The sequence below is a fragment of the Psychrobacter sp. FME13 genome, from assembly GCF_014861395.1.
GTDB lineage: Bacteria > Pseudomonadota > Gammaproteobacteria > Pseudomonadales > Moraxellaceae > Psychrobacter.
In genome coordinates this window covers 34444-55792 of sequence record NZ_RRYV01000004.1, presented here as the reverse complement: position 1 = coordinate 55792, position 21349 = coordinate 34444, and the positions used below count along the sequence as shown (strand labels likewise).

Annotated in this window: 19 protein-coding genes; 7 read left to right on the top strand and 12 right to left on the bottom strand. The window is 42.7% G+C overall.

The annotated features are described in order from the left end of the window. Positions 1-24 precede the first annotated feature (24 nt). Positions 25-1347: a PepSY-associated TM helix domain-containing protein gene (locus EI164_RS01445; protein WP_192518220.1), complete on the top strand. Its 1323-nt coding sequence runs from the start codon at positions 25-27 to the stop codon at positions 1345-1347. Between the two features lie 386 nt (positions 1348-1733). On the opposite strand, the gene EI164_RS01440 is transcribed toward EI164_RS01445, so the two are convergent. The 4 genes from EI164_RS01440 to EI164_RS01425 form a co-directional block, all read right to left on the bottom strand. Continuing rightward, on the bottom strand, positions 1734-2504 hold the full coding sequence (locus EI164_RS01440) for an ABC transporter ATP-binding protein (RefSeq protein WP_192518219.1): 771 nt from the start codon (positions 2502-2504) through the stop codon (positions 1734-1736). Between the two features lie 57 nt (positions 2505-2561). Then, on the bottom strand, positions 2562-3644 hold the full coding sequence (locus EI164_RS01435; RefSeq protein WP_413038419.1) for an iron chelate uptake ABC transporter family permease subunit: 1083 nt from the start codon (positions 3642-3644) through the stop codon (positions 2562-2564). A 48-nt stretch (positions 3645-3692) separates the two neighbouring features. After that, a complete protein-coding gene (locus tag EI164_RS01430; RefSeq protein ID WP_192518227.1) occupies positions 3693-4670 on the bottom strand; it encodes an ABC transporter permease in 978 nt (325 codons plus the stop codon). A gap of 191 nt (positions 4671-4861) precedes the next feature. After that, entirely contained in the window at positions 4862-5887 is a 1026-nt protein-coding gene (locus EI164_RS01425; RefSeq protein WP_192518218.1) for a siderophore ABC transporter substrate-binding protein, read from the bottom strand. A 404-nt stretch (positions 5888-6291) separates the two neighbouring features. On the opposite strand from EI164_RS01425, the gene EI164_RS01420 reads away from it, so the two are divergent. The 3 genes from EI164_RS01420 to EI164_RS01410 all read left to right on the top strand — a co-directional run bounded on the left by EI164_RS01420 (position 6292) and on the right by EI164_RS01410 (position 8557). Further along, positions 6292-7242, top strand: a complete 951-nt coding sequence (locus tag EI164_RS01420) for an energy transducer TonB (RefSeq protein ID WP_192518217.1) — start codon at positions 6292-6294, stop codon at positions 7240-7242. A 123-nt stretch (positions 7243-7365) separates the two neighbouring features. Next, positions 7366-8052, top strand: a complete 687-nt coding sequence (locus EI164_RS01415) for a MotA/TolQ/ExbB proton channel family protein (RefSeq protein WP_192518216.1) — start codon at positions 7366-7368, stop codon at positions 8050-8052. A gap of 103 nt (positions 8053-8155) precedes the next feature. Then, positions 8156-8557: an ExbD/TolR family protein gene (locus EI164_RS01410; RefSeq protein ID WP_192518215.1), complete on the top strand. Its 402-nt coding sequence runs from the start codon at positions 8156-8158 to the stop codon at positions 8555-8557. A gap of 146 nt (positions 8558-8703) precedes the next feature. Here the strand turns inward: EI164_RS01410 and EI164_RS01405 are convergent, their stop codons facing one another. Beyond that, the gene (locus EI164_RS01405) at positions 8704-9237 is read right to left on the bottom strand and encodes a DUF2799 domain-containing protein (protein ID WP_192518214.1); all 534 of its coding nucleotides are present in this window, start codon (positions 9235-9237) and stop codon (positions 8704-8706) included. Between the two features lie 285 nt (positions 9238-9522). Here EI164_RS01405 and EI164_RS01400 point away from each other — a divergent pair, with 285 nt between their 5' ends. After that, positions 9523-10125: a hypothetical protein gene (locus EI164_RS01400; RefSeq protein WP_192518213.1), complete on the top strand. Its 603-nt coding sequence runs from the start codon at positions 9523-9525 to the stop codon at positions 10123-10125. Between the two features lie 351 nt (positions 10126-10476). Next, on the top strand, positions 10477-13131 hold the full coding sequence (gene topA / locus EI164_RS01395) for a type I DNA topoisomerase (protein WP_192518212.1): 2655 nt from the start codon (positions 10477-10479) through the stop codon (positions 13129-13131). Between the two features lie 163 nt (positions 13132-13294). On the opposite strand, the gene EI164_RS01390 is transcribed toward topA, so the two are convergent. The 3 genes from EI164_RS01390 to lon all read right to left on the bottom strand — a co-directional run bounded on the left by EI164_RS01390 (position 13295) and on the right by lon (position 17376). Then, complete coding sequence (locus tag EI164_RS01390; RefSeq protein ID WP_192518211.1) at positions 13295-13852, bottom strand: superoxide dismutase family protein; 558 nt, start codon at positions 13850-13852, stop codon at positions 13295-13297. 157 nt (positions 13853-14009) lie between these two features. After that, positions 14010-14537, bottom strand: a complete 528-nt coding sequence (locus EI164_RS01385) for a superoxide dismutase family protein (RefSeq protein ID WP_192518210.1) — start codon at positions 14535-14537, stop codon at positions 14010-14012. Positions 14538-14814: 277 nt separating this feature from the next. Then, positions 14815-17376, bottom strand: a complete 2562-nt coding sequence (lon, locus tag EI164_RS01380; RefSeq protein ID WP_225739060.1) for an endopeptidase La — start codon at positions 17374-17376, stop codon at positions 14815-14817. Positions 17377-17781: 405 nt separating this feature from the next. On the opposite strand from lon, the gene EI164_RS01375 reads away from it, so the two are divergent. Next, complete coding sequence (locus EI164_RS01375) at positions 17782-19143, top strand: Na+/H+ antiporter family protein (protein ID WP_192518209.1); 1362 nt, start codon at positions 17782-17784, stop codon at positions 19141-19143. 101 nt (positions 19144-19244) lie between these two features. Here the strand turns inward: EI164_RS01375 and EI164_RS01370 are convergent, their stop codons facing one another. From EI164_RS01370 to EI164_RS01355, 4 genes are all read right to left on the bottom strand, one after another. After that, on the bottom strand, positions 19245-19688 hold the full coding sequence (locus EI164_RS01370) for a hypothetical protein (RefSeq protein WP_192518208.1): 444 nt from the start codon (positions 19686-19688) through the stop codon (positions 19245-19247). 193 nt (positions 19689-19881) lie between these two features. After that, entirely contained in the window at positions 19882-20331 is a 450-nt protein-coding gene (locus EI164_RS01365; protein ID WP_192518207.1) for a hypothetical protein, read from the bottom strand. A gap of 44 nt (positions 20332-20375) precedes the next feature. Then, a complete protein-coding gene (locus EI164_RS01360) occupies positions 20376-20627 on the bottom strand; it encodes a hypothetical protein (protein WP_192518206.1) in 252 nt (83 codons plus the stop codon). After that, complete coding sequence (locus EI164_RS01355) at positions 20627-21277, bottom strand: 5-formyltetrahydrofolate cyclo-ligase (RefSeq protein ID WP_225739059.1); 651 nt, start codon at positions 21275-21277, stop codon at positions 20627-20629. Before EI164_RS01355 ends, EI164_RS01360 begins: the two co-directional genes overlap by 1 nt. Positions 21278-21349: the final 72 nt, after the last annotated feature.

Here is a 21349-nt window from a genome sequence, read left to right as displayed (position 1 = left end):
CACAATATAACAGCAGATTCATTTATGTCATTTAATATTCGCTATAGCTGTCTTTGGATTCACCGTTATACTGGGCTTGCTATGGCCGCGTTTTTAATTATCGCTGGTATTACTGGCACGCTATTGGCATTTCATGAGGAGTTGGATGATGTCTTCAATCATGAACTGGCTCAGGTTGATGTCCAAGAAACACCGCAACTGCCTATTGCCACACTTCATGATAGGGTCATCAGTGCTTACCCGCAGCATACTTTTTCTAGTATGCCAACCACAATAGAGGCTGATCGGACCGCGGTGTTTTCGGTAGATAGGGTCCGAGGTAAGGCTGCCCAAAACCAACCAAAAGCACTGTTTCAAGAAGTTTATGTTCATCCTTATACGGGCGATATCATCGGTACTCGTGATAGGAATGAGTGGGCATGGCGTAACACCATGTGGAAAGTGTTTTGGTTGCACCGCGATTTATTGCTTAGCGATATTGGCAAGTTGATACTGGGTATTGTCTCGCTTGTTTGGACGATTAATTGCTTCATTGGCTTTTATTTGACCTTTCCTAGAGCTGCTAAAAAGAAAAAGACTCAGAAAAAACAATCCGCTAAAAAACGCGCGTCATTTCTCAAGCGTTGGTTGCCCGCATGGAAAATTCGTACCAAGAGTAACCTGTTTAAACTCAATTATGATTTGCATCATGCTTTCGGGTTATGGCTTTGGGGTATTTTATTTGTCATCGCTTGGTCGAGTGTTGGTTTTAATTTACAGCAAGTCTATCGACCCGTGATGCAGGCAGTCGTTGGATTAGAAGGACGAGGCGAAAAACAAGAAAAGTCAAAAAAACCACCTGAAAAAATGAGAAAGTCACCTAGTGTCGAAGCTAGCACTGAAGCCACTGACATCAGTGCTCTGGGTGCTGTTGATGTGGTCAATAAGGCCAATAGCATTGCTTATTTAAGTGAGCAGGCTGCCATCGCGACTCAAAGCCAGGGCATGAGCGTACAGCAGCTATTGGGCGTACGCTGGATTGAAGATGATAGTCAATGGCAATTGCGCTTTAAAACAGATAAAGATATTGGTAAGAAAGGCGGTGCTTCATCTATCTCGGTCGATGCAAAAACCGGTAACGTTGAGCGCGTGAACTTTGGCTACCAAAACGCATCATTTGGTGGTAAAACAAACAATTGGTTGATGAGCTTACACATGGGGCATATTAGCCATGGTATCGGTCATTTGCTGTATCAAATATTTCTAGCGGTATTAGGTTTGGTTGTGACGGTGTTGTCAGTGACGGGTGTTTATCTGTGGTGGAAAGGGCGTCAAAGTCGATTAAAGGCGCTGCAAAAAGGCAGGTGATATTGCCAAATTGGCTAGGGCATTCTATCAACTTAATTGCACAAATATTGTGTATGCTATCCAGACAGTAAAAATAAAGGAAGCAAACTTCTCACCTAGCATAACCCATTTATGCCATGTATTATTTTTATCATAGTTCTTTGTATAATCTACTGAAGCAATATCTTGAGTAAAGTCCATAGGAATAACGACTAATCTTAGCGCATATAAAGTTATCCCTAACCAAAAAAAGGTATTTGCTATGTCTTTATCTACAGCAGAAGACAGGCACAGACAAAAGCTCACGATTAAAAACAGTATCAATAGATTTTTATAGTTTATCCATCGATGATTTAATAGCATTTTATGCATCAAGAATTCCTTTTTTCGTCTGCAAAGTTCTGTATTTAAACCGCATCAACAATTACTGGACGGCCTTGATGGTTTAGCACGGTTACGTCGACGTTGTACAGCTCTTTCATCGTCTCTTGTGTGATGACATCGACAGGCTGACCAACGGCTATCACTTGGCCTTCTTTCATAGTGACCACGGTATCAGCGAATTGTGCTGCTTGATTGATATCATGTAATACAATCACCACGGTCTTTTGCTGACTGTGGCTAAGCTCACGCAGCTCACGCATCAGTCGACCAGCATGGTACATATCTAAATTATTCAATGGCTCATCAAGCAATAAATACGGCGTATCTTGGCAAACAATCATCGCAATCAATACGCGCTGGCGTTGACCGCCCGACAGGGTTGATAAGAAGCGGTCGGCCAACAGTTCCAGCTCAAATCGCTCGATAATCTCTAGTACTTTCTGATGATCATCTGCGGTTGGTTGCCCTTGATGATACGGATAGCGACCGAACATCAGTAGCTCATGTACGCGTAGTCGTCCTTGCACGTGGTTTTCCTGTCCGAGCATCGCGACTGTTTTAGACAATGTCCGCGCATGACAGCTGACAATATCACGTTCCTCATTATCTACAGCGAAACTCACTTGTCCTGACTGTAGCGGTTGCAGGCGTGCCATGACGGAAAATAAGGTGGACTTACCCGCACCATTGGGACCGATCAAAGCAATGACTTGTTCGCTTGGCAGAGACAGCGTAATGTCATGCAGGATTTGCTGTTTGCCAATATGGTATGAGATGTTGTCTAATTTAATCATAGTGCTTCTTGTCTTCAGAGAGTGCTAATTTTGATTGTTAGCTGTTAGTTTGTATTATCATCGACGGCGACGTTGTGTCGTAAAAATTAATAATAAGAAGACCAAGCCGCCCACCAATTCAATCACAACGGATAATACCCCCGCCATACCCAGTACTTGCTCAAAGATAGTTTGACCGAGTACCAAGCAAATCATAGCAACCAAACTGACCAGTATCAGCCGTTCACTGTGATACATGTGACGAGCGATGCGATTGGTCAAGGCGCATACTAATAAACCAAAGAAGGTCACAGGGCCAACCAGCGCAGTAGCAGTAGCGACCAATATAGCGATAATGGTCAATAGTCCAAATGCTAGGCGCTGATAATGAATACCAAGGTTAATGGCTTGGGATTTACCAAGCATCAGTACATCGAATTGGTAGCGCCAGCGCCATACAAATATCGCCGTGATAGCACAGATAAATAGACTGATACCGAGTAACTGAGGGTTGACTGTATTAAACTGCGCGTAGCTAGCTGATTGTACGACGACAAAATCATCAGGATTGATTAGTCTAGCAATCAATGTTGATAAGCTGCGAAATAACACACCAAAGATAACACCGACCAATATCAACCGCGTCAAATCTTGACTGCTTTTTGAAAACAGCAACTTAAATAGTAATAACGACGCGCCAAACATCAAGACAATTTCAAGGCTAAATTTGGCAAGGGGATCAATACTGGTAAAGCTGATTGCCCCCAAAAAGAACACCAGTAGACTTTGTAGTAAGATATATAGTGAGTCAAAACCTAATAAAGAAGGCGTGAGAATTGGATTGTGCGTTAAGGTTTGAAATAGTAGTGTTGAGCCCCCAATCGCATAGCCAACGACCATTAACGCCAGCAGTTTTTTGCCACGTAAGGGTAGGGCAAAGTCCCAATGTCCGTTGACGTTCAGTGTCAAAAACAGCAGCATTGAAATTGCTAAAACGGCAGTAGCGATTGACTTTGGGTGATTCACAATCCATGTCCAAGATTGGGCGATACGAGCCTGCCACGTTGTTGCATGAGCACCGTTATTTAAGACCTCTTTTTTTCTGATGCTGTTTTTCGCATGATTGGTTTTTTTGGAGTGGGGCGTAGATGGTGAAAACATGCGTGAGTCCTGTAGTATCAAGCATAAGCATCAAGCATAAGCATAAGCTTATCGATCAGCGGGAGCGCGTAACAGCAGCCATAAAAACAGTACCGTACCAACCACCCCAAATACTGTAGCGACCGGTACTTCAAATGGATAGCGGATAGAGCGACCAATGATATCGCAGAGTAGGACAGCCGAGGCACCGAGTAGCGCCACTGCTGGCAAGCTACGGCGTAACTTATCTCCCATCAGTCGGCTGACGATATTGGGAACGACCAAACCGATAAAAGGAATCATGCCAACGGTGACCACAACAACAGCACTCATCATTGCAACCATACCAACGCCAAGCCACGTAACTTGTCGTTTACTAATGCCTAGGTTCAGCGCGATATTGTCACCCAAGCCCACGATGGTCAGCTTATCAGCAATGATATAAGCCAACACGCAGAGACCTCCTGTCAGCCAAAGCAGCTCATACCGACCCGCTAGTACACCAGAAAAATCTCCAAACTGCCAAACGCTCAGCATCTGTAACGATTCAGTCTGATAAGCGATAAAGGTCGTTGCCGCCTCGATAATGCCACCAAAGACGATGCCGATCAGAGGAATCATCAAAAAGTCAGTCGGCGGGATCCGGTGAATGAGTAGCATAAACAGCATCATGCCAAAGACCGCTGTGATCGTGGCCACGCCCATTTTAATAATAAGCGCACTGGCTGGGAATAGTAGACTGACCACTAGCAGTCCGAGCGCCGCGCTTTGAGTGGCGCCGACCATTGATGGCTCAACAAAGCGGTTTTTTAGCACCACTTGGATAATCATTCCTGCCACTGCCATCGAGACGCCAGTCAAGATAATTGCAATAGTACGGGGCAGTCGGCTAACTAAAAAAAGCGAGCTATCAGAGTTGGCACTGTGATTGATAAGGCTGTGTAACACACCAGACCATGAAAAATCTGCCACGCCAATAGATAAACTCAATAACACCAAAAGCCCCATAATAATGAGGCTGCCCGTGTTGATTAACCATGGTGGCATGGCGGCACGGCGATTTTTAGAGTTGAGACTGTTGCCAGTACCGCTTTTCCAACTCGCTGATGCGGCTGGCAAAGAAGTACTGGATTTAACGCTGGGCTGTGCACGATGTGAAAATAAAGACATAACGGCTACTGGCATACAAATAAGTTGTAAAGACGGTCATGAAAAACGGTCTAAAACAAAAGTGGCGTTTACTTAGCGTTAGTAAAGGCATCTCTGATGGTTGTCAAATCTTGTATCCACTGATAATAGCCACCAAACGCAAGGTAAGAATCTGGGCTGAGATAAACCACTTGGTCTTTTTTCCATGCGGTGGTTTGTGCTACTAATGGATTGTCTAATACTGCTTTTGCACCAACACTGTCTGCACCGATAGCGGCACTACGGTCTACCACAAACAACCAGTCTGGATTTACTTTTTGTAGGTATTCAAAAGAGATTGGTTGACCATGACGACCATCTTTTATTTGATCATCAGCGATTGGTATGTCTACGACATTATGAATAAAGCCGTAGCGTGATTCAGCACCATATGTCGACATTTTATTGCCGTTGACCATGACCACTAGACCCTTACCACTGTCTTTAGTGACAGCCTTGGTTTCTTCAATCAAACCATCGATGTCTTGTTGTAGCTTAGCAGCCTGTTCGCTTTTGCCAAATAATGCGCCTAAATCAGCCAAGCGTTGCTTGCTTGATTCATAGATATTGGCGGTATCGATAGACATGTCTAGTGTTGGTGCGATGTTAGACAGCTCATCGTATTTTTCGGCCATGCGTGAGCCAACTAAAATGGCTTGTGGTTGCATGGCGTTCAGTGCCTCAAGATCTGGCTCAAATACTGTACCCACAACTGTAGGCTCTGGCTGGTTTTTAGAATGAAGATTGTCTAGAGATTCTGTAGTAGTTGGCGCGCCATCAATAGCCACATCGAGTGCTGCTAAATCTTGCATCAACGTCATGTCATATACCACGACAGGCGATGGATTTACTGCTAAATCAACATCTCCTCTTACTGTATCAAGAGTAATGATGTCAGCAGATGTGTTATCAGCAGTTTGGTTTTCAGTGGTGGTATCCGTTGTCTCAGCATCGCTAGATTCAGGCGAGCTACAGCCTGCCACACTGATACTAGTAACCAGTGCAGTTATCATAGCAGTCAGTAATGGGCGTTTAAAAAACGTAGACGAAGGATTAGAGAATAAGGAAGTAGCCATAAATAACTCGGTATGTTATTGGTTTGGGTATAAGGAAGATGAGTACCCGTATAAAAAATGAAATGAGCTTATCTAATATAAGATATATACCTGACAATGCTCGGCGGTGTTGCTTTGGCAGCTATTATTGCTGATCACTTGGTTTTACATTTACTGTATGGGTGTGTTTACATTTTTTTGTGTAAAATAGGTAATACTACTTTATAAGTAACCAAAGAATGGCAATGATAAGGCAATTGAGATTGATTATCAATACAAATGATAATGGTTTTTATTAACAAACTGAAGTTGGTTTGATATAATTGTTCAAATAAGGAAAATTATTGTAATTTAGTATTGATAATAATTATCGTTTACATTATTATCTACGCCATTCTATCTCCGTTAATTAATATTAGGGTGTTATGAGTTCAACGAATTTAGACGCGCCATCACCTAAATTGACTCTCGCGACTATCGCTATAGTTGTGGGATTGCATGCGCTGACGGCAGTCGCATTAGCGGCGGTCAAAGCGCCTGAGATGAAAGTAGAACCAGAAAAGGTGACACCACCTATTGAGATAGAGCTGGTCACGCCACCGCCTCCACCACCACCTGTGGAGATTGAAGAGGTGAAAATTGAAGAAAAACCGAAACCGGTCAGAGAGGTTAAGCCTAAGCCAAAAGCGAAGCCAGTTGCTGCGCTCAAGCCTAAAGTTGTGAAGAAAAAGCAACCAGTAGAGAAGCCGAAAGCGAAAAAAGCTGAAAAGCCTAAGCCTGCTGAGTTCACACCACCACCTGCGCCACAAAAAACTGCCCCTCAAAAAAGTAATATGACGCAAGTGGCTGATGATCAGCGCAAGCTTTTGGCGGCGAAAGCCGAACAAGCGAGAAGAGATGCATTATTAGCTGAACAACAGCGAGCACAAGCCGATGCCGATGCAAAAGCAGCACAGGTACAAGCTGCAGCAGACGCAAAGAGGGCTCAAGAAATAGCTGATGCTAAAGCGGCTGCTGATGCAGCTGCGGCACAAAAAGCAAAAGAAGCGGAAGCTGCGGCTGCGGCTGCTAACAATACACCGGTGCAATTTACTGCTAATAGTGCCAGCTGGGCATCTAAGCCAAACTTCGAATTTCCTAAACGTGCTGCATCTAGCGCTCGTCCAGGTGCGACTTTTAATGTTGTACTGAAAATGACCGTCAATAAACAAGGTGTTATTAGTAATGTGAGAGTGGCAAGGTCGTCAGAGAATAGAGCAGTTGATAATGCAGCTAAACGACAAGTCACATCTGGTAGATTTAAACCTTTTACTGAAAATGGTGTTCCAAGAGTAGGAAATGTCACATTTACTGTTTCTTATAAAGTGCCAAAGTAATACCAAGTTTTTTATAAATTGTGATATCAATATTAATAATTTTAAATAACATTGTCATAATGAAAGCAACTGTGCTATCTGCAATGATATCAAGTCATAACACAAAAGACGAAGGAGTCTGACATGGACTTTATGCAATACTGGCAATATAGTGACATGGTGACCAAAACCTTGTTCTTTTTACTATTCGCCTTATCCCTTATCTCTTGGGTGACGGGTATCATTCGTGTACTACAGAGCCGCAAGCTGGCTTCTACGGTTGCCGATGATTTGGCTCATCAAATTCAAGCCAAACAGACTGGATTGAGAGAAGTGGATGCGCCGACGCGTCGCGTCATAATCGAGCAGGCGTTACTCAAGCATATTGGTCGCTATCGTTTTTCTAGTGAGCGTGGACTACCTATCCTTGGTACGACGGCAGCGATTGCACCATTTATCGGTCTGTTTGGTACGGTTTGGGGTATTTTTCATGCGCTGCATAGTATTGGTACAAGTGGACAAGCAGGACTAGGACAAGTGGCAGGACCTGTTGGCGAAGCACTTATCATGACAGGCTTGGGTATCGCTGTCGCTATTCCAGCGGTGGTCTTTTATAACCTTGCTATACGTATCAATCGCCGTGTGATGTATCACGCAAATGACAGAGCGCATGACTTACTGGCGGATGCTGCACACATAAATACGTCAACTATTAATAATGTGAGTAAGAAGACAGCCGCTGAGCCAGTCGCCGTATCAGTAACTCCAAGTAGCGCGCAAGCGAGTAAAACTGACAGATCATATCGCAATGCGTCTACCTCACAGCCGTAGAATACATAGTAAAATCGTGGCTGTTATCTCAACCAGATAGCTAGCAGCCAGCTTTATGGCAGTACGACTAAGCACACATAGCAAGTATATATTGAGAGTAATTATGGCATTTCAATTAGGTGATGATGACGTCCAAGGTATGAATGAGATGAACCTCATTCCGCTTATCGATGTCATGCTGGTTTTGATGATTATCTTTTTAGTGACTGCAACTGTACTTAATCCGACTGTACCGCTTAATTTGCCAGAGACAAGTGCACAAGTGAATGATCCACCACCAGAAGCTATTCAGATTAGTATTGATCAGGACGCGGGCATATTTTGGGACAGTGAGCCTCTCACAATAGAGCAGTTGGATGAGCGCCTGCAGCAGCAAGGTGCAGAAGGTAAGAACCCTTCTATTCAGCTACGTGCAGACAAAGAAAGCAAATACGACACCGTTGCACAAGTATTGGCATCGGCTAGTGAAGCAGGACTGACCAAGATAGCTTTTGTGAATGAGTAAAGCGTGTATATAGAAGGGATGACGTGTGTTAGATAGCCAACCATCATCAAGGTAGCTAGTATAATAATAAAATAAAAATAATAAAATCTTCTCCAGCCTCACTGAGTACTTAAACCTCAAATTAAGTACTCATTGGGGTTTTCTTTTTACCAATGATGTCTCAGTGGATGGTATCTGTGACCAAAAGGGCTATGTCCGAAAGGATAAGGTGATCGTAGATAATCCAAGTTCTGCTGGCGGATATAGTAGTAACGCCCTTGTGAATAAGCCTCTTCTAACTTTTCAATACCCTCGATCGGACAGACAGGTTGCCAGTCATAGCCTTCGCGGCCAAGCTTATAGGCAGTGAGTTCGGTACAGTAGTTTTCGAGTCCTTGCTGACGTCCTTGTTCCCACAGCACACGATTGGGTGTTGCTGCGCCTATGCTTGCACAGCTATTCGCATAATGACCAAAATAAGCACCTGAGCGACCAACGCTACCATCTGCACGGCCGATTTCTTCCCAATTACTGGTTTGGCATTGCTGTGGTGTGAGGCTTTGCGTGGTAGCACAGCCGGATAATGCCAGTAATGTGATACCCAGCAGAGATAGGGTGATACCGGGTTGGCTTGTGATTTTCTGAGCCAGTTTATTTGAAAAGTAAGCAGTCGATGAGTTTCGCTTAATAAGATAATTCATAATAAACCTGCGCGTGTTTAAAATTATGGTTTATCATAGCATTTTTTGCGGCTGACAATTTTTTGTATTTGTTTATCATATTTATTTTTGGTTGGTATAAGTGTTTGATATCTATATATATATAGCGGTTTTGGTACAGTGTAGATGCTTCATTATACAGTGATTGTTATTTTATACTGCTTGATTTTTCTAGGTTTGTGCTCATTATAAGCAGCTATATATGATGTTATTCCAATAGCGGCATGTTTTTTAGTATCACTACTTTAGCCAAAAGGTTAGACGATCATGGGCATATTCATTGGTGTTGTCATTGTACTATTTGTATTAGGGAGTATGATGGCGCTCAAACCTAACGGTATTGATCAGCGTTTGGATAAGCTGCGTATGACTGCGCGTCGGCTACAACTTAACCCAAAATTAGTGGCCTGTCCTGACTGGATCAAGGGCAAAGATAATGAATATGGCCGCGGCATGATGGGTCAGTACTGCTTGGTGCTAGAAGATATGCAGTTGCCGCATACACGCTATCAAGTGATTGATGGACAATGGCGCCCGGATAGCAGTTTTGTTGATACGATTAAAAAAGATACTAAGCTTACTATTCCCAGTGCCATTCGTGCTCATCATAGTAATACGGATAGTGTGGTCAAAAAAACCAATTTCAGTTTGGATAAAACGCCACTAGATTTGCCAGTGAGTATTCAACCCTTTGTAAAAGGTTTATGGACTAAGGCAAACAGCATTATTATTTATTGGGAAGACATTGCTTATGTACGTCCGTTAAGTAATCCTGCGTACCATCATACGTTGATTGAAAGAGATCTATTAGCGCTCAAAGAGAATTTGGAAAAGTGGGCGTCAGAAATGCAGAAAAATAAGACAAGGTAGTAAATTATTTTTTGGTCACCATTAATAATCAATAAGCAAGTGCTTTTGATAAACTCATAGTCATTTTTAGTTGACAGTTTAATGGCTAGCAGTGTAACGTCTTTATAACTATATCTTTATTTTATGGTTATTATTTGTTTTATAACTATTTTTATGAGCATTTATTATTGAGGGTATACCTCAGTGTCATGGTTAAAAACTTAGTAAGCGCTAATACAATAATTCGCTGAGCGACTATAACCAATTATTATAAATTGCCATGCGGCTAAATTTATTTATACCTTTTAATTTATTTATACCTTTTAATTTACTTATATTTTTTAATTTACTTATATTATGGTGTCGTCAAATATGGCAAAAACCACAACCAAAAAAAGCCCCACATCTACTGCTGACAAATCAAAGGGCAAGTCTTTGGTGATTGTAGAATCACCAGCCAAAGCAAAAACGATTAATAAATACCTTGGTGATGACTTTGTTGTACGCTCAAGTATCGGTCACGTGCGTGATTTGCCAGTTGGTGCTAGTAAGAGCGCAAAAAAACCAGCAACGACCAAAAAAGATGAGACTTTAACGAAAGAAGAAAAAACTCAGCAAGCATTGGTCAGACGCATGGGCGTCGACCCAGAACATGACTGGGCGGCAGTCTATGAAGTGCTACCAAATAAAACCAAGGTAATCAAAGAGCTCAAAGCCTTAGCCAAAGACGCTGACAAAATCTATCTCGCAACGGATATGGATAGAGAAGGGGAAGCGATTGCTTGGCATCTAAAAGAAGTGATTGGTGGTGCTAATAGTAAATATGAGCGTGTGGTATTCAATGAGATTACCAAATCTGCCATTCAAAATGCCTTTAAACAGCCTTCTAAGCTCGATATAGATCGGGTGAATGCTCAGCAAGCACGACGATTTTTGGATCGAGTGGTCGGTTTTATGGTGTCGCCTCTGCTGTGGCAAAAAGTTGCACGTGGTCTATCAGCAGGTCGCGTACAGTCGGTTGCTATGCGCTTGGTCGTAGAAAGAGAGCATGAGATTCGTGCCTTTATACCAGAAGAGTATTGGCAGATTCATGCAGACACGCATGTTGCGACTAGTAAAAAAGATGCTGAAAAGATCGGTATACGTCTAGAAGCGACCAAACAAGGTGGCAAAACGCTTAAGCTCGTCAATAAAGAGCAGACTGATAAAGTATTAGCAGTGTTAAACGCCAATGATTTTATCGTCAAAGAGCGCGAAGAGAAGCCCACACAGTCGCGTCCAAGTGCGCCATTTATTACCTCGACATTGCAACAAGCAGCCAGTACTCGATTGGGGTTTTCGGTTAAGAAAACCATGATATTGGCACAGCGGTTATATGAAGCAGGTCACATCACGTATATGCGTACCGATTCGACGTTTTTGTCGGGTGATGCGCTGGCTGCCGCTCGAGGTTATATCGAAGACAACTATGGTACAAAGTACGTGCCAGAAAAGCCAAATTTCTATGGTAATAAACAAGGCGCACAAGAAGCGCATGAGGCCGTTCGACCTTCTAACGTCAATATGAAGTCAATTCAGCTCAAAGGGGTTGAGCGTGACGCAATACGCCTGTATGAGCTGATTTGGCGTCAGTTTGTGGCCTGTCAGATGCTGCCAGCAAAATATCTGTCAGTAAATTTATTTGTAAGTGCTGATGATGTTGAGCTAAAAGCCCGTGGTCGTACCATGGTGTTTGATGGTTATACCAAAGTATTGCCACCAGCCAAGACCGACGATACGCTATTACCTGATGTTAAAAAAGGCGATAAATTAACGCTTGATAAGTTGGACCCGAGTCAGCACTTTACCAAGCCACCACCACGCTTCACCGAGGCGAGTTTGGTTAAAGAGCTTGAGAAAAAAGGCATCGGCCGTCCATCGACGTACGCGTCTATCATCTCAACCATTCAAGATCGTGGTTATGTAAAGCTTGAAAACAAACGTTTGTTTGCCGAAAAAATGGGTGATATCGTTACTGATAGGCTAACGGCAAGCTTTCCAGATTTGATGGATTACACGTTTACCGCTGCGTTAGAAGACAAGCTCGATCATGTTGCAGAAGGTGATAAAGACTGGAAAGATGTGCTTGATAACTTCTATGGTGAGTTCAAAACCACGCTTGAGCGTGCCAAAGAAAAAGACGGCATGCGTCCCAATGATCCAACGGATGTACCTGACGTTCATTGCGATCTGTGCGGTCGTCCGATGCAATTGCGTACCGGTTCAACAGGTGTGTTCTTAGGTTGTACAGGTTATAACTTACCACCAAAAGAGCGCTGCAAAGGCACCAAAAACTTAATGCCAGTTGAGGCTTTTGCCAACCTTGATGATGCAGAAGGTGATGACGAAGCAGCAGAAGTTAAAGATTTGATGGAGAAAAAACGCTGTCCGAAATGTGGTACAGCGATGAATGGCTATATCGTCGATGGTGGTCTCAAATTACATATCTGTGGTAACAATCCTGATTGTGATGGTTATGTCTTAGAAGAGGGTAAATTCGAGGTACCGGGTTCAGATGCACCAACCATCGACTGCAATAAATGTGATGGGCAAATGGAGCTCAAGACGGGACGTTTCGGTCCTTATTTTGCCTGTCAAAAATGTGACAATACACGTAAAGTATTAAAAACAGGAGAAGCCGCACCGCCGCGTATGGATCCTATTCATTTGCCAGAGCTAAAGTCAACCAAGCATGATGATTATTTCATCTTGCGTGAAGGGGCTGCTGGGATGTTCTTGGCAGCGTCTAAGTTCCCGAAAGTACGTGAAACACGGGCACCGAAACTGGCTGAGCTAAGAGATATCAAGGATAAGATGGAAGACAAGTTCCAGTATCTGTTTGAAGGACCAGACGAAGATCCTGACGGCAATGCAACGATATTGCGCTGGTCACGTAAGAAAAAAGAGCAATATATCGGCTCTGAGAAAAACGGTAAAGCCACGCGTTGGGGTGTTTACTGGCGCAAAGGCGAGTGGGTAGAAGAGTAAAATCTCTTTTATCTTTGTCATAAATAGTGTTAAGCCATAAAAAACCTCTTAGATTATCTAAGAGGTTTTTTTATGCTATCAATCATACTTAGTTTTAATCGCATTTAGCTTCAATAACATTCGGCCCAAGTAACATTTAGCTTTAAATGTCATTAGTGTGCTATTACATCGTTTCGATGATACCGCAAGCGACGCGGTCACCAGCATCACCTGATGGCTGACTGGTATAATCATCTGTACCACCATGTACGATAAACGCTAAACGGTTTACGCTGTACTTACCCGCTTCTGTTGCAGAGATTTTCTTATTGACATAGTTAATAGTCGCGACACCGTTATCATTGGCAGTTAAGTTAGGCAAGTCACCTGCGTGACCATTCATATCGTTTGGGCTAGAGTGAGGCTTATTGTCTGGATTAAAGTGACCACCAGCCGCTTTACCCATGTCAGCACAGCTACCTGTCTCATGGATGTGTAGCGCCACTGTTTGCCCTGGTTGTAGGTTCATCAGCTTGCCATAAACTTGCACACCTTCATCGACTGGGCGCAAGAATACTTGTCCGACTTCTTTTTTATCACTACCAACGGTATAAATCGTTGATTTTAGGGTAGGTTGGTTTAACGGATTACCTGTTTGCATCTGACCTTCTACGGTTTGACAGCCAGTCATTGCTAGTACTGAACCACATAGTAGGGTACTTGCTAGTAATGTCTTACTCATTATTATCTCCATTTATATTTGATTGTTATGGTAAATTTATTTTTAGGTGTTAGGGGCTGTTTAACATCAGATTTAGTATAGCTAAGCGTTGAAATAGTTATTCACTAGAAGCGCAACAATCAGTTAATAAATGTAAGTAACGTATATCGTTCAGCCTTTAGTATTGACTAATTATGCCGCATGCAATACGAGTGTTAGTCTTTTCTAAAGACAAATCCTTATCGTCAACTGGAATGGGATAAACAACAAAAGCTTGCTGATACACACTGTTTGATCGATATTTTTTATGAGAGATATCCGTTGTTATATAGTCAACTTTGGCGATGCCTTGCCTATTAACCTTGATCACTGACGGAGAGCTGAAAGAGAGTCTTGAATGTGATAGTGGTGCAGATGTAGAGTTTAGATAGCCGCCAGCTACTTTACCACGGTTGATACAAGCACCAGACATATAGATATTAATGTTCAATAATGAGTCGGATGGTAAGTTGGTCAATGTGCCATATACTTGAATGCCACTATCGACGCGGCGCAAATAAATTTGCCCAGCATCTTGATTTTTATACGTGGTTTTAAGGTTAGCCGTCATAAATGGTTTGCTTGATTTGATATAACTGAGAGGGCTTTCACAACCAGCCATAATCAATACAAAAGCGCAAAGAGGTACAGATATCATTTTTCTCATTATCCATCCGGTAATATTGTTTTAACGGTTTTTTGATGTAGCTGTAATTATCTTATATCATTTAGAACTATTGTTTATATTTTTTAATAAGTTAAGGGGTATCATAAATTATATCAATGTGCTAATTGATGACACGCCCTAGGGGGTTACGGATTGAATATTCAATAGACCTTAAAGGATTTGAAATAGAAATAATCGCTTAAATAAAAAAGCCGCCCATCATACGATGAGCGGCTTTTTAGAGCTTGTCAGATTAAGCTAATAATATAACTATTTATTAACTGTGCAATGCTTTACCTTTGGTTTTATCCACTGTTACTTTGGCAGGCTTAAGTGGTTTTGGCATACTAACCAACGCAACTTTTAATATCTCTTCAATCGTGGCGACTGGCTGAATAGTTAGGCCTTCTTTCACGTTATCAGGGATATCAGCCAAGTCACGCTCGTTGGTTGCAGGAATCAATACATGCTTGATACCGCCGCGATGTGCCGCAAGCAACTTCTCTTTTAGACCACCGATACGTAGGATCTTACCACGTAAGGTAATTTCACCTGTCATCGCGATATCTGGGCGAATGGCAATACCAGTCAATGCAGATACTAGCGCTGTCGTCAGTGCGCCACCAGCAGAGGGGCCGTCTTTTGGCGTGGCTCCTTCTGGCATGTGTACGTGGACGTCAGTGGTTTTAAACGTTTCGTAATCGATGCCTAAGCTATCACCACGTGCACGAACCACGCTCATGGCCGCACGAATTGACTCTTTCATCACATCGCCAAGTGAGCCTGTGAAGCTCAGTTCGCCTTTGCCTTTCATGGCGACTGCTTCGATGGTCAATAATTCACCACCAACCTGTGTCCACGCAAGACCAGTGATACGGCCAATCTCCGGCTCTTCTTCTGCCAGACCATAATCGTACTGATGGACTCCTAGATAGTCATTGATGTTTTTATCATCGACCACTACCAGTTCACGATTTGCCTTTTTCGGTGTGCGCGCACCATGTGTTTCGACGGAACCGCGAACCACTTTACGGCAGATCTTGTTGACTTCGCGTTCAAGATTACGAACGCCAGCCTCACGTGTGTAGCTACGCACGATGCTGTGTAATGCTGCTTCTACAATCTCAATCTCGCCGTCTTTGAGACCGTTATTTTTAATCGCTTTTGGGACGAGATACTTCTGCGCGATATTAACTTTTTCTTCTTCGGTATAACCAGGCAGACGAATGACTTCCATACGGTCAAGCAGTGCCGCTGGTATATCCATGCTATTGGCAGTACAGATAAACATCACTTGCGATAAGTCTAAGTCCATATCTAAATAATGGTCGTTAAACGTATCGTTCTGTGAAGGATCCAATACTTCAAGCAATGCTGATGCTGGATCGCCGCGGAAGTCTTGCGCCATCTTATCGATCTCATCCAATAAGAACAGCGGGTTTTTGACTTCCACTTTGGCCAATGATTGGACGATTTTACCCGGCATCGCACCAATATAAGTACGGCGATGACCACGTATCTCAGCTTCGTCACGCACACCGCCCAGCGCCATACGCACGAACTTACGACCAGTCGCTCGGGCAATTGACTCACCCAATGAGGTTTTACCCACACCTGGAGGGCCGACGAGACATAGAATAGGGCCGCGCAGTTTTTTCACCCGTGATTGAACGGCTAAGTACTCTAAGATGCGATCTTTCACATCTTGCAGACCGTAATGGTCTTCGTCTAATACAGTTTTGGCTTTATCTAAATTGATAGAGACTTTGGTCGTCGCATTCCATGGCGTGTCCAAAATCCATTCAATATAGTTGCGAACCACTGATGATTCACTTGATGCAGGTGGCATCATTTTGAGTTTCTTAAACTCTTGCTCTGCTTTTTTGCGCACATCGTCTGGTAGGTCAGCCTTTTCTAAACGTTGTTCCAGCTCTGCCACATCGTCATCACCATCGAACACGCCGTCATTCATATCTGACAGCTCATTCTTAATGGCTTTCATTTTTTCATTTAGGAAGTATTCGCGCTGATTATCTTCCATTTGCTGACGGACCGCTTCTTGGATGTCTTGTTCGATATTTTGTTCAGCGCTTTGTTTGACCAAATATTCAGTCAAGGTATTGATGTGTGTTTTGATGTCGTCTTGTTCTAGGAATGACTGCTTGATGTCAAGATCCATCGACACACGGGTTGAGATAAAGTAGATCAATTCAAGTAAGTCATCGATACGTTTTGCCACACGCGTTAGCTCACGCGCATTACGTAGGCGTGCATCGGCATAACTTTCAAATAGCGTGGTTAGTGCTTGAATAGTGTTCTTTTGCTGACTTTCATCCATACTCATATCGAGATCAGTACGCTCAAAACGAGCCATCAATAAATCATCATGGTTTTCGATGTTATCAACGCGCGCACGATACTGACCTTCGATCAATACTTTAATGCAGTTCTCATCGCTGTCATGCGGCATGGTGCTGACGATGCGGCAAACAGTACCATATTGATATAAGTTGTCGTGATCAATATCTTCAGTTAGCGAGTCTTTTTGCGCGACTACCAGCACTTTATTGCCGTACTCTGCCTGTGCTAGCTCTACCGCTTTCACCGATGGCGCACGTCCTACAAACAATGCAATCTGCATGTGTGGATAAACGACGACGTCGCGTAATGCTAGCAGTGGCAAGTAGCTTTCGTCTTCATTGTCTTTGACAACGTTAGACGTGGTGTCTAACTCATCAGTAGATGAGCTCTCTGACTCATTGCTTGCGTCAGTATCAGTATTAAGGGCAGATGATACATCGATGTCGATGTTGTCTTTATCAATATTATGTTCACTCATATATTTTTCCTCGTTCCCCAGACTTGTAAAGTCAAGTTCGTGGTTCATTGTTAGATAAATGGTGCTCACAGATAAAATTGCAAGGCTTTTTGAGCAAGTCAGATGCTTATCTTGATTAAATAGCCATATCTGTATAGATATTGCGATGGATACGGCTGTTTATTTCGTGAAAATTTTTATAAAAAGCCGTTGAAAAGTAAGGCGTATTAGGTGTTTATATACAGATTTGTCTTATATCTAGCAGGTTCTACACATAGGTTTTATAGGTAAAATAAGGTAAACTATCGCGCGTCTTAAACAGTGGTCATTCAGAATAAAGCCTCTTCAAGACGAAGGCGATATCCATACATCATGAAATATTAATCGGTTTAAATTAGACCAAAGAAAACAGAATACGAGGCACACATGACAATCAATGCAGTATTACTGGCGGTAGTGATCATGCTAGGCCTGTCACTTGCAAGGGTACACGTGGTGCTCAGTTTATTAATCGGTGCACTGGCTGGTGGATTAATAGCCGGTCTCGGTATCACTGAGACTTTAGAGGCTTTTCAAGAAGGTATTCGTAATGGCGCACAAATCGCGCTGTCATACGCGTTACTGGGTGCGTTTGCAGTCGCGATTGCGCATTCAGGCTTGCCACAGTCGTTGGCAGGATCGGTCATCAAGCGTATTGATGCGGGCGGCACCAGTGGCATGATTAAGTACATGCTGTTTGCAGGCTTAATCACCATGAGCTGCTTTAGCCAAAACTTAATTCCTATTCATATCGCCTTTATTCCTCTACTAGTACCGCCATTGCTACTAGCGTTTAATCGTATGAAAATTGATAGACGTCTCATTGCTTGTTTGATTACGTTTGGGCTGGTTACTACTTATATGTTTATTCCGTATGGGTTTGGTGATATTTACCTGAATGAAATCATGCTGAAAAACGTCGGTGAGGCGGGCATTGACGTGAGTAATATCTCGGTCACTCATGCCATGGCGATACCAGCGTTGGGTATGTTTGTTGGCTTATTGACGGCTGTGTTTATTAGCTACCGTAAGCCGCGTGAGTATCAACAAGTTGCGATAGACAAAGAGGCACATGATGCCGCTATAGAAAATGATGCATTGAGCAAAACCGCCGCTAGTGCGCAAACCCAAAGTACAGCAAAAACAATGGTGGCATTGGCTGCTATTGTGACCGCTTTTGTCGTACAGCTATACACAGAATCGTTATTGCTAGGTTCGATGTTTGGTTTTGCTGTGTTTATGGCAACAGGCGTGGTCAAGTGGCGTGATGCTGATACTGTGTTTAATGACGGTATCAAGCTAATGGCGATGATTGGCTTTATCATGATTACTGCGCAGGGCTTCGCTGAGGTAATGAAAGCCACTGATCAGATTCAGCCATTGGTTGATGGTGCGGCGTCACTGTTCGCTGGTAATAAAGCGATGGCTGCATTTATCATGCTATTGGTTGGCTTGATTGTGACCATGGGTATTGGCTCGTCATTTTCGACCATTCCTATTTTGGCCGCGATTTATGTACCACTATGTATCTCTTTAGGATTTTCGCCATTGGCAACTGTGGCGATTATCGGTACGGCTGGCGCGCTAGGTGATGCGGGTTCTCCTGCGTCAGACTCGACTCTTGGGCCGACGTCTGGTTTGAATATCGATGGACAGCATGACCATATCAAAGACAGTGTGGTGCCGACCTTTATTCACTACAATATTCCGTTATTGATATTTGGTTGGATAGCCGCGATGGTGTTGTAGACGTACAGAGTATGGTTTGTAAATAACAGCAGATAAAACAAAACAAGACTTAGAAGTAAGTCTTGTTTTGTTTGAATAAGAGATACCGAAGGTAAGCGTTACTACGAAAGCATAGGCGCTTCTTTATGGACTAAACCATTCTTCATCTCTGTTATGGTTTTAAGTAAAAGGTAGAAGAAAAATAGCTGAAAAACGGGATCATATATATGATCTAACGCTAAATTACCACGCATATAGTCTAGGGCTGATAAAATGAATAAAGCCATGAGTATCCCTGAGAAAATATAAGATACAAGAAGGATAAGGATACGTGAGAATGGTCTGTCGTTGCGCTGTTTTGTCCGTTGGGTTTCTATATAGCTCATGAGTGCGAAAGTATAGAATCCCGCTAGAGTGAAGCCAAAGCTCCTAAGTTCGGCAAGCTCAAAACCATTATAGTCATAGACATAATCAGCAAGCGTTAGCAGAAATAGTATTGCCCAAAGGTAAAAAATAACCTTGAGTGAAGCTGGTGATATAAATCCTTTTTTCGTTTTGCTCTTCATGACGGACGATACCTATTCGGTAATGATAACTATTTTCAATAATTATAGTTCATAGGTCATTTATAAACAATAGTTTGATAAAAAATAAGTATTTATCCGTTAAAGCATTCTGTTATTGATATTTGGTTGGATTGTGATGATATTTTAGGGTGAATGGTGTTTTTAATTAGTATAAAACTTTTTATCCTCATAACTATGGTTGACGGAATACACAACGTAAAAAAAATAAGCAAGCCTGGCAAAAGCAAATAACCAAAAACAGTAGAAATGATAAAAAGCTCCACGCAATCATCCAGCCAAGTGGCGCTGGTGCATGTATAACCATCATACCGAAGAAAAGTAAAAAGAACGTAGTAACAATCAGCATGGTAAAAAACTTCCACTGGCTACGCATATATACATCGATAGTCACTAGAAAGCTTAAATGAAAAAGCATTGCAACCACCAATGTGACAACGAGCCCCATAGCATATGCATGCGGCTCAGGCGCATCAAGCATCTCTAGCGCATAAGGGTGTGGCCCAAAACCTGAAGTAATAATAAGACCGACAAAAAAAGCCCATACACTAGCGAAAACTATTCGTAGCGGTTTTGAGCGAAAGTAGCTAACGACTGTCTTTATAGGTGTGTTTTTTGCGCTCATGTGTCATACCTGATAATTATACTCTTGTTATTTTATTATAAATGCTACTCATCAAAATCTCTCAACTCACTATTCAAACTACTCAAAAACTCATCACTTTGCGCCAGCAGTTTATTTAGACGTTCTTCATTGATTAGCCGTGTCATCTCCTCAGAGCTAAACGGCTGCTCTTGACTGTAGTAACGTCGCTCTCTAGCGTCCTCGTTGCCTAACGTTTGCAGATACTCATCCACACTATCTGCACTGGAATCAGCAGCGCTAGAGTCTTCTTTTTTAAATTGTTTATCATCTTTCATTAAAACCACCTTATGCCGCTTGGCGTGATTAAGCCATCTAATGGCACATCCCACGGTTGACGCGCTAACTGCTCAACCACTTGAAAATCATAACACCAGCCTATTTTTAATGGTTTTTTCGCCCCTGACCGATAGACTTTACTTAATGTCGTATCATAAAAGCCGCCACCCATACCCATACGGTTGCCGTGTGTATCGACTGCCACCAGCGGACAGATAATGACATCCAATTCTCGCGCCCAAAGTAGCCGGCGATGATGGTTTTGCTTCATACCTAACCGATGGATACGTGTTGGTACGTTAAGTAGCTTTGAATGATAGATAGGGACAAAACGCAGCCGTTTATCCTCAAAGCCATTGTTAGCATGACCAAGTGAACCGACCACGGGTAGATAAGAAAAATAGCCTAAGCGTTGACACCACTCTAAAATTGGCTGAGTGGGTAATTCGCCAAACCCATCATAATATAGGCCAATACGTGCGTTTTTTGGCAATCGCTGTTGTAACTTAGTTAGATACAGGCTTGCCGCTTGTCCCATATTCCTGCGTGTACTGTCAGTTAACTGCCGACGCTGGCGAGTAAAGTATCGTCTGGGTGGGTTGCTAATTTCTGATTCCTCTGACATTGAGCTTTTTGGTTCAGGATGCATAGTTATATTATCCAATGAGATATTGATGCTGACTGCTGATGTTAGATATTGGCAATGATTATTTGTGAATAT

Excerpts from the sequence above, each read along its gene's own strand:
- EI164_RS01445 (WP_192518220.1), top strand. The coding sequence starts at position 25 with ATGTCATTTAATATTCGCTATAGCTGTCTTTGGATTCACCGTTATACT.
- EI164_RS01440 (WP_192518219.1), bottom strand. The coding sequence starts at position 2,504 with ATGATTAAATTAGACAACATCTCATACCATATTGGCAAACAGCAAATC.
- EI164_RS01435 (WP_413038419.1), bottom strand. The coding sequence starts at position 3,644 with ATGTTTTCACCATCTACGCCCCACTCCAAAAAAACCAATCATGCGAAA.
- EI164_RS01430 (WP_192518227.1), bottom strand. The coding sequence starts at position 4,670 with ATGCCACCATGGTTAATCAACACGGGCAGCCTCATTATTATGGGGCTT.
- EI164_RS01425 (WP_192518218.1), bottom strand. The coding sequence starts at position 5,887 with ATGGCTACTTCCTTATTCTCTAATCCTTCGTCTACGTTTTTTAAACGC.
- EI164_RS01420 (WP_192518217.1), top strand. The coding sequence starts at position 6,292 with ATGAGTTCAACGAATTTAGACGCGCCATCACCTAAATTGACTCTCGCG.
- EI164_RS01415 (WP_192518216.1), top strand. The coding sequence starts at position 7,366 with ATGGACTTTATGCAATACTGGCAATATAGTGACATGGTGACCAAAACC.
- EI164_RS01410 (WP_192518215.1), top strand. The coding sequence starts at position 8,156 with ATGGCATTTCAATTAGGTGATGATGACGTCCAAGGTATGAATGAGATG.
- EI164_RS01405 (WP_192518214.1), bottom strand. The coding sequence starts at position 9,237 with ATGAATTATCTTATTAAGCGAAACTCATCGACTGCTTACTTTTCAAAT.
- EI164_RS01400 (WP_192518213.1), top strand. The coding sequence starts at position 9,523 with ATGGGCATATTCATTGGTGTTGTCATTGTACTATTTGTATTAGGGAGT.
- topA (WP_192518212.1), top strand. The coding sequence starts at position 10,477 with ATGGCAAAAACCACAACCAAAAAAAGCCCCACATCTACTGCTGACAAA.
- EI164_RS01390 (WP_192518211.1), bottom strand. The coding sequence starts at position 13,852 with ATGAGTAAGACATTACTAGCAAGTACCCTACTATGTGGTTCAGTACTA.
- EI164_RS01385 (WP_192518210.1), bottom strand. The coding sequence starts at position 14,537 with ATGAGAAAAATGATATCTGTACCTCTTTGCGCTTTTGTATTGATTATG.
- lon (WP_225739060.1), bottom strand. The coding sequence starts at position 17,376 with ATGAGTGAACATAATATTGATAAAGACAACATCGACATCGATGTATCA.
- EI164_RS01375 (WP_192518209.1), top strand. The coding sequence starts at position 17,782 with ATGACAATCAATGCAGTATTACTGGCGGTAGTGATCATGCTAGGCCTG.
- EI164_RS01370 (WP_192518208.1), bottom strand. The coding sequence starts at position 19,688 with ATGAAGAGCAAAACGAAAAAAGGATTTATATCACCAGCTTCACTCAAG.
- EI164_RS01365 (WP_192518207.1), bottom strand. The coding sequence starts at position 20,331 with ATGAGCGCAAAAAACACACCTATAAAGACAGTCGTTAGCTACTTTCGC.
- EI164_RS01360 (WP_192518206.1), bottom strand. The coding sequence starts at position 20,627 with ATGAAAGATGATAAACAATTTAAAAAAGAAGACTCTAGCGCTGCTGAT.
- EI164_RS01355 (WP_225739059.1), bottom strand. The coding sequence starts at position 21,277 with ATGCATCCTGAACCAAAAAGCTCAATGTCAGAGGAATCAGAAATTAGC.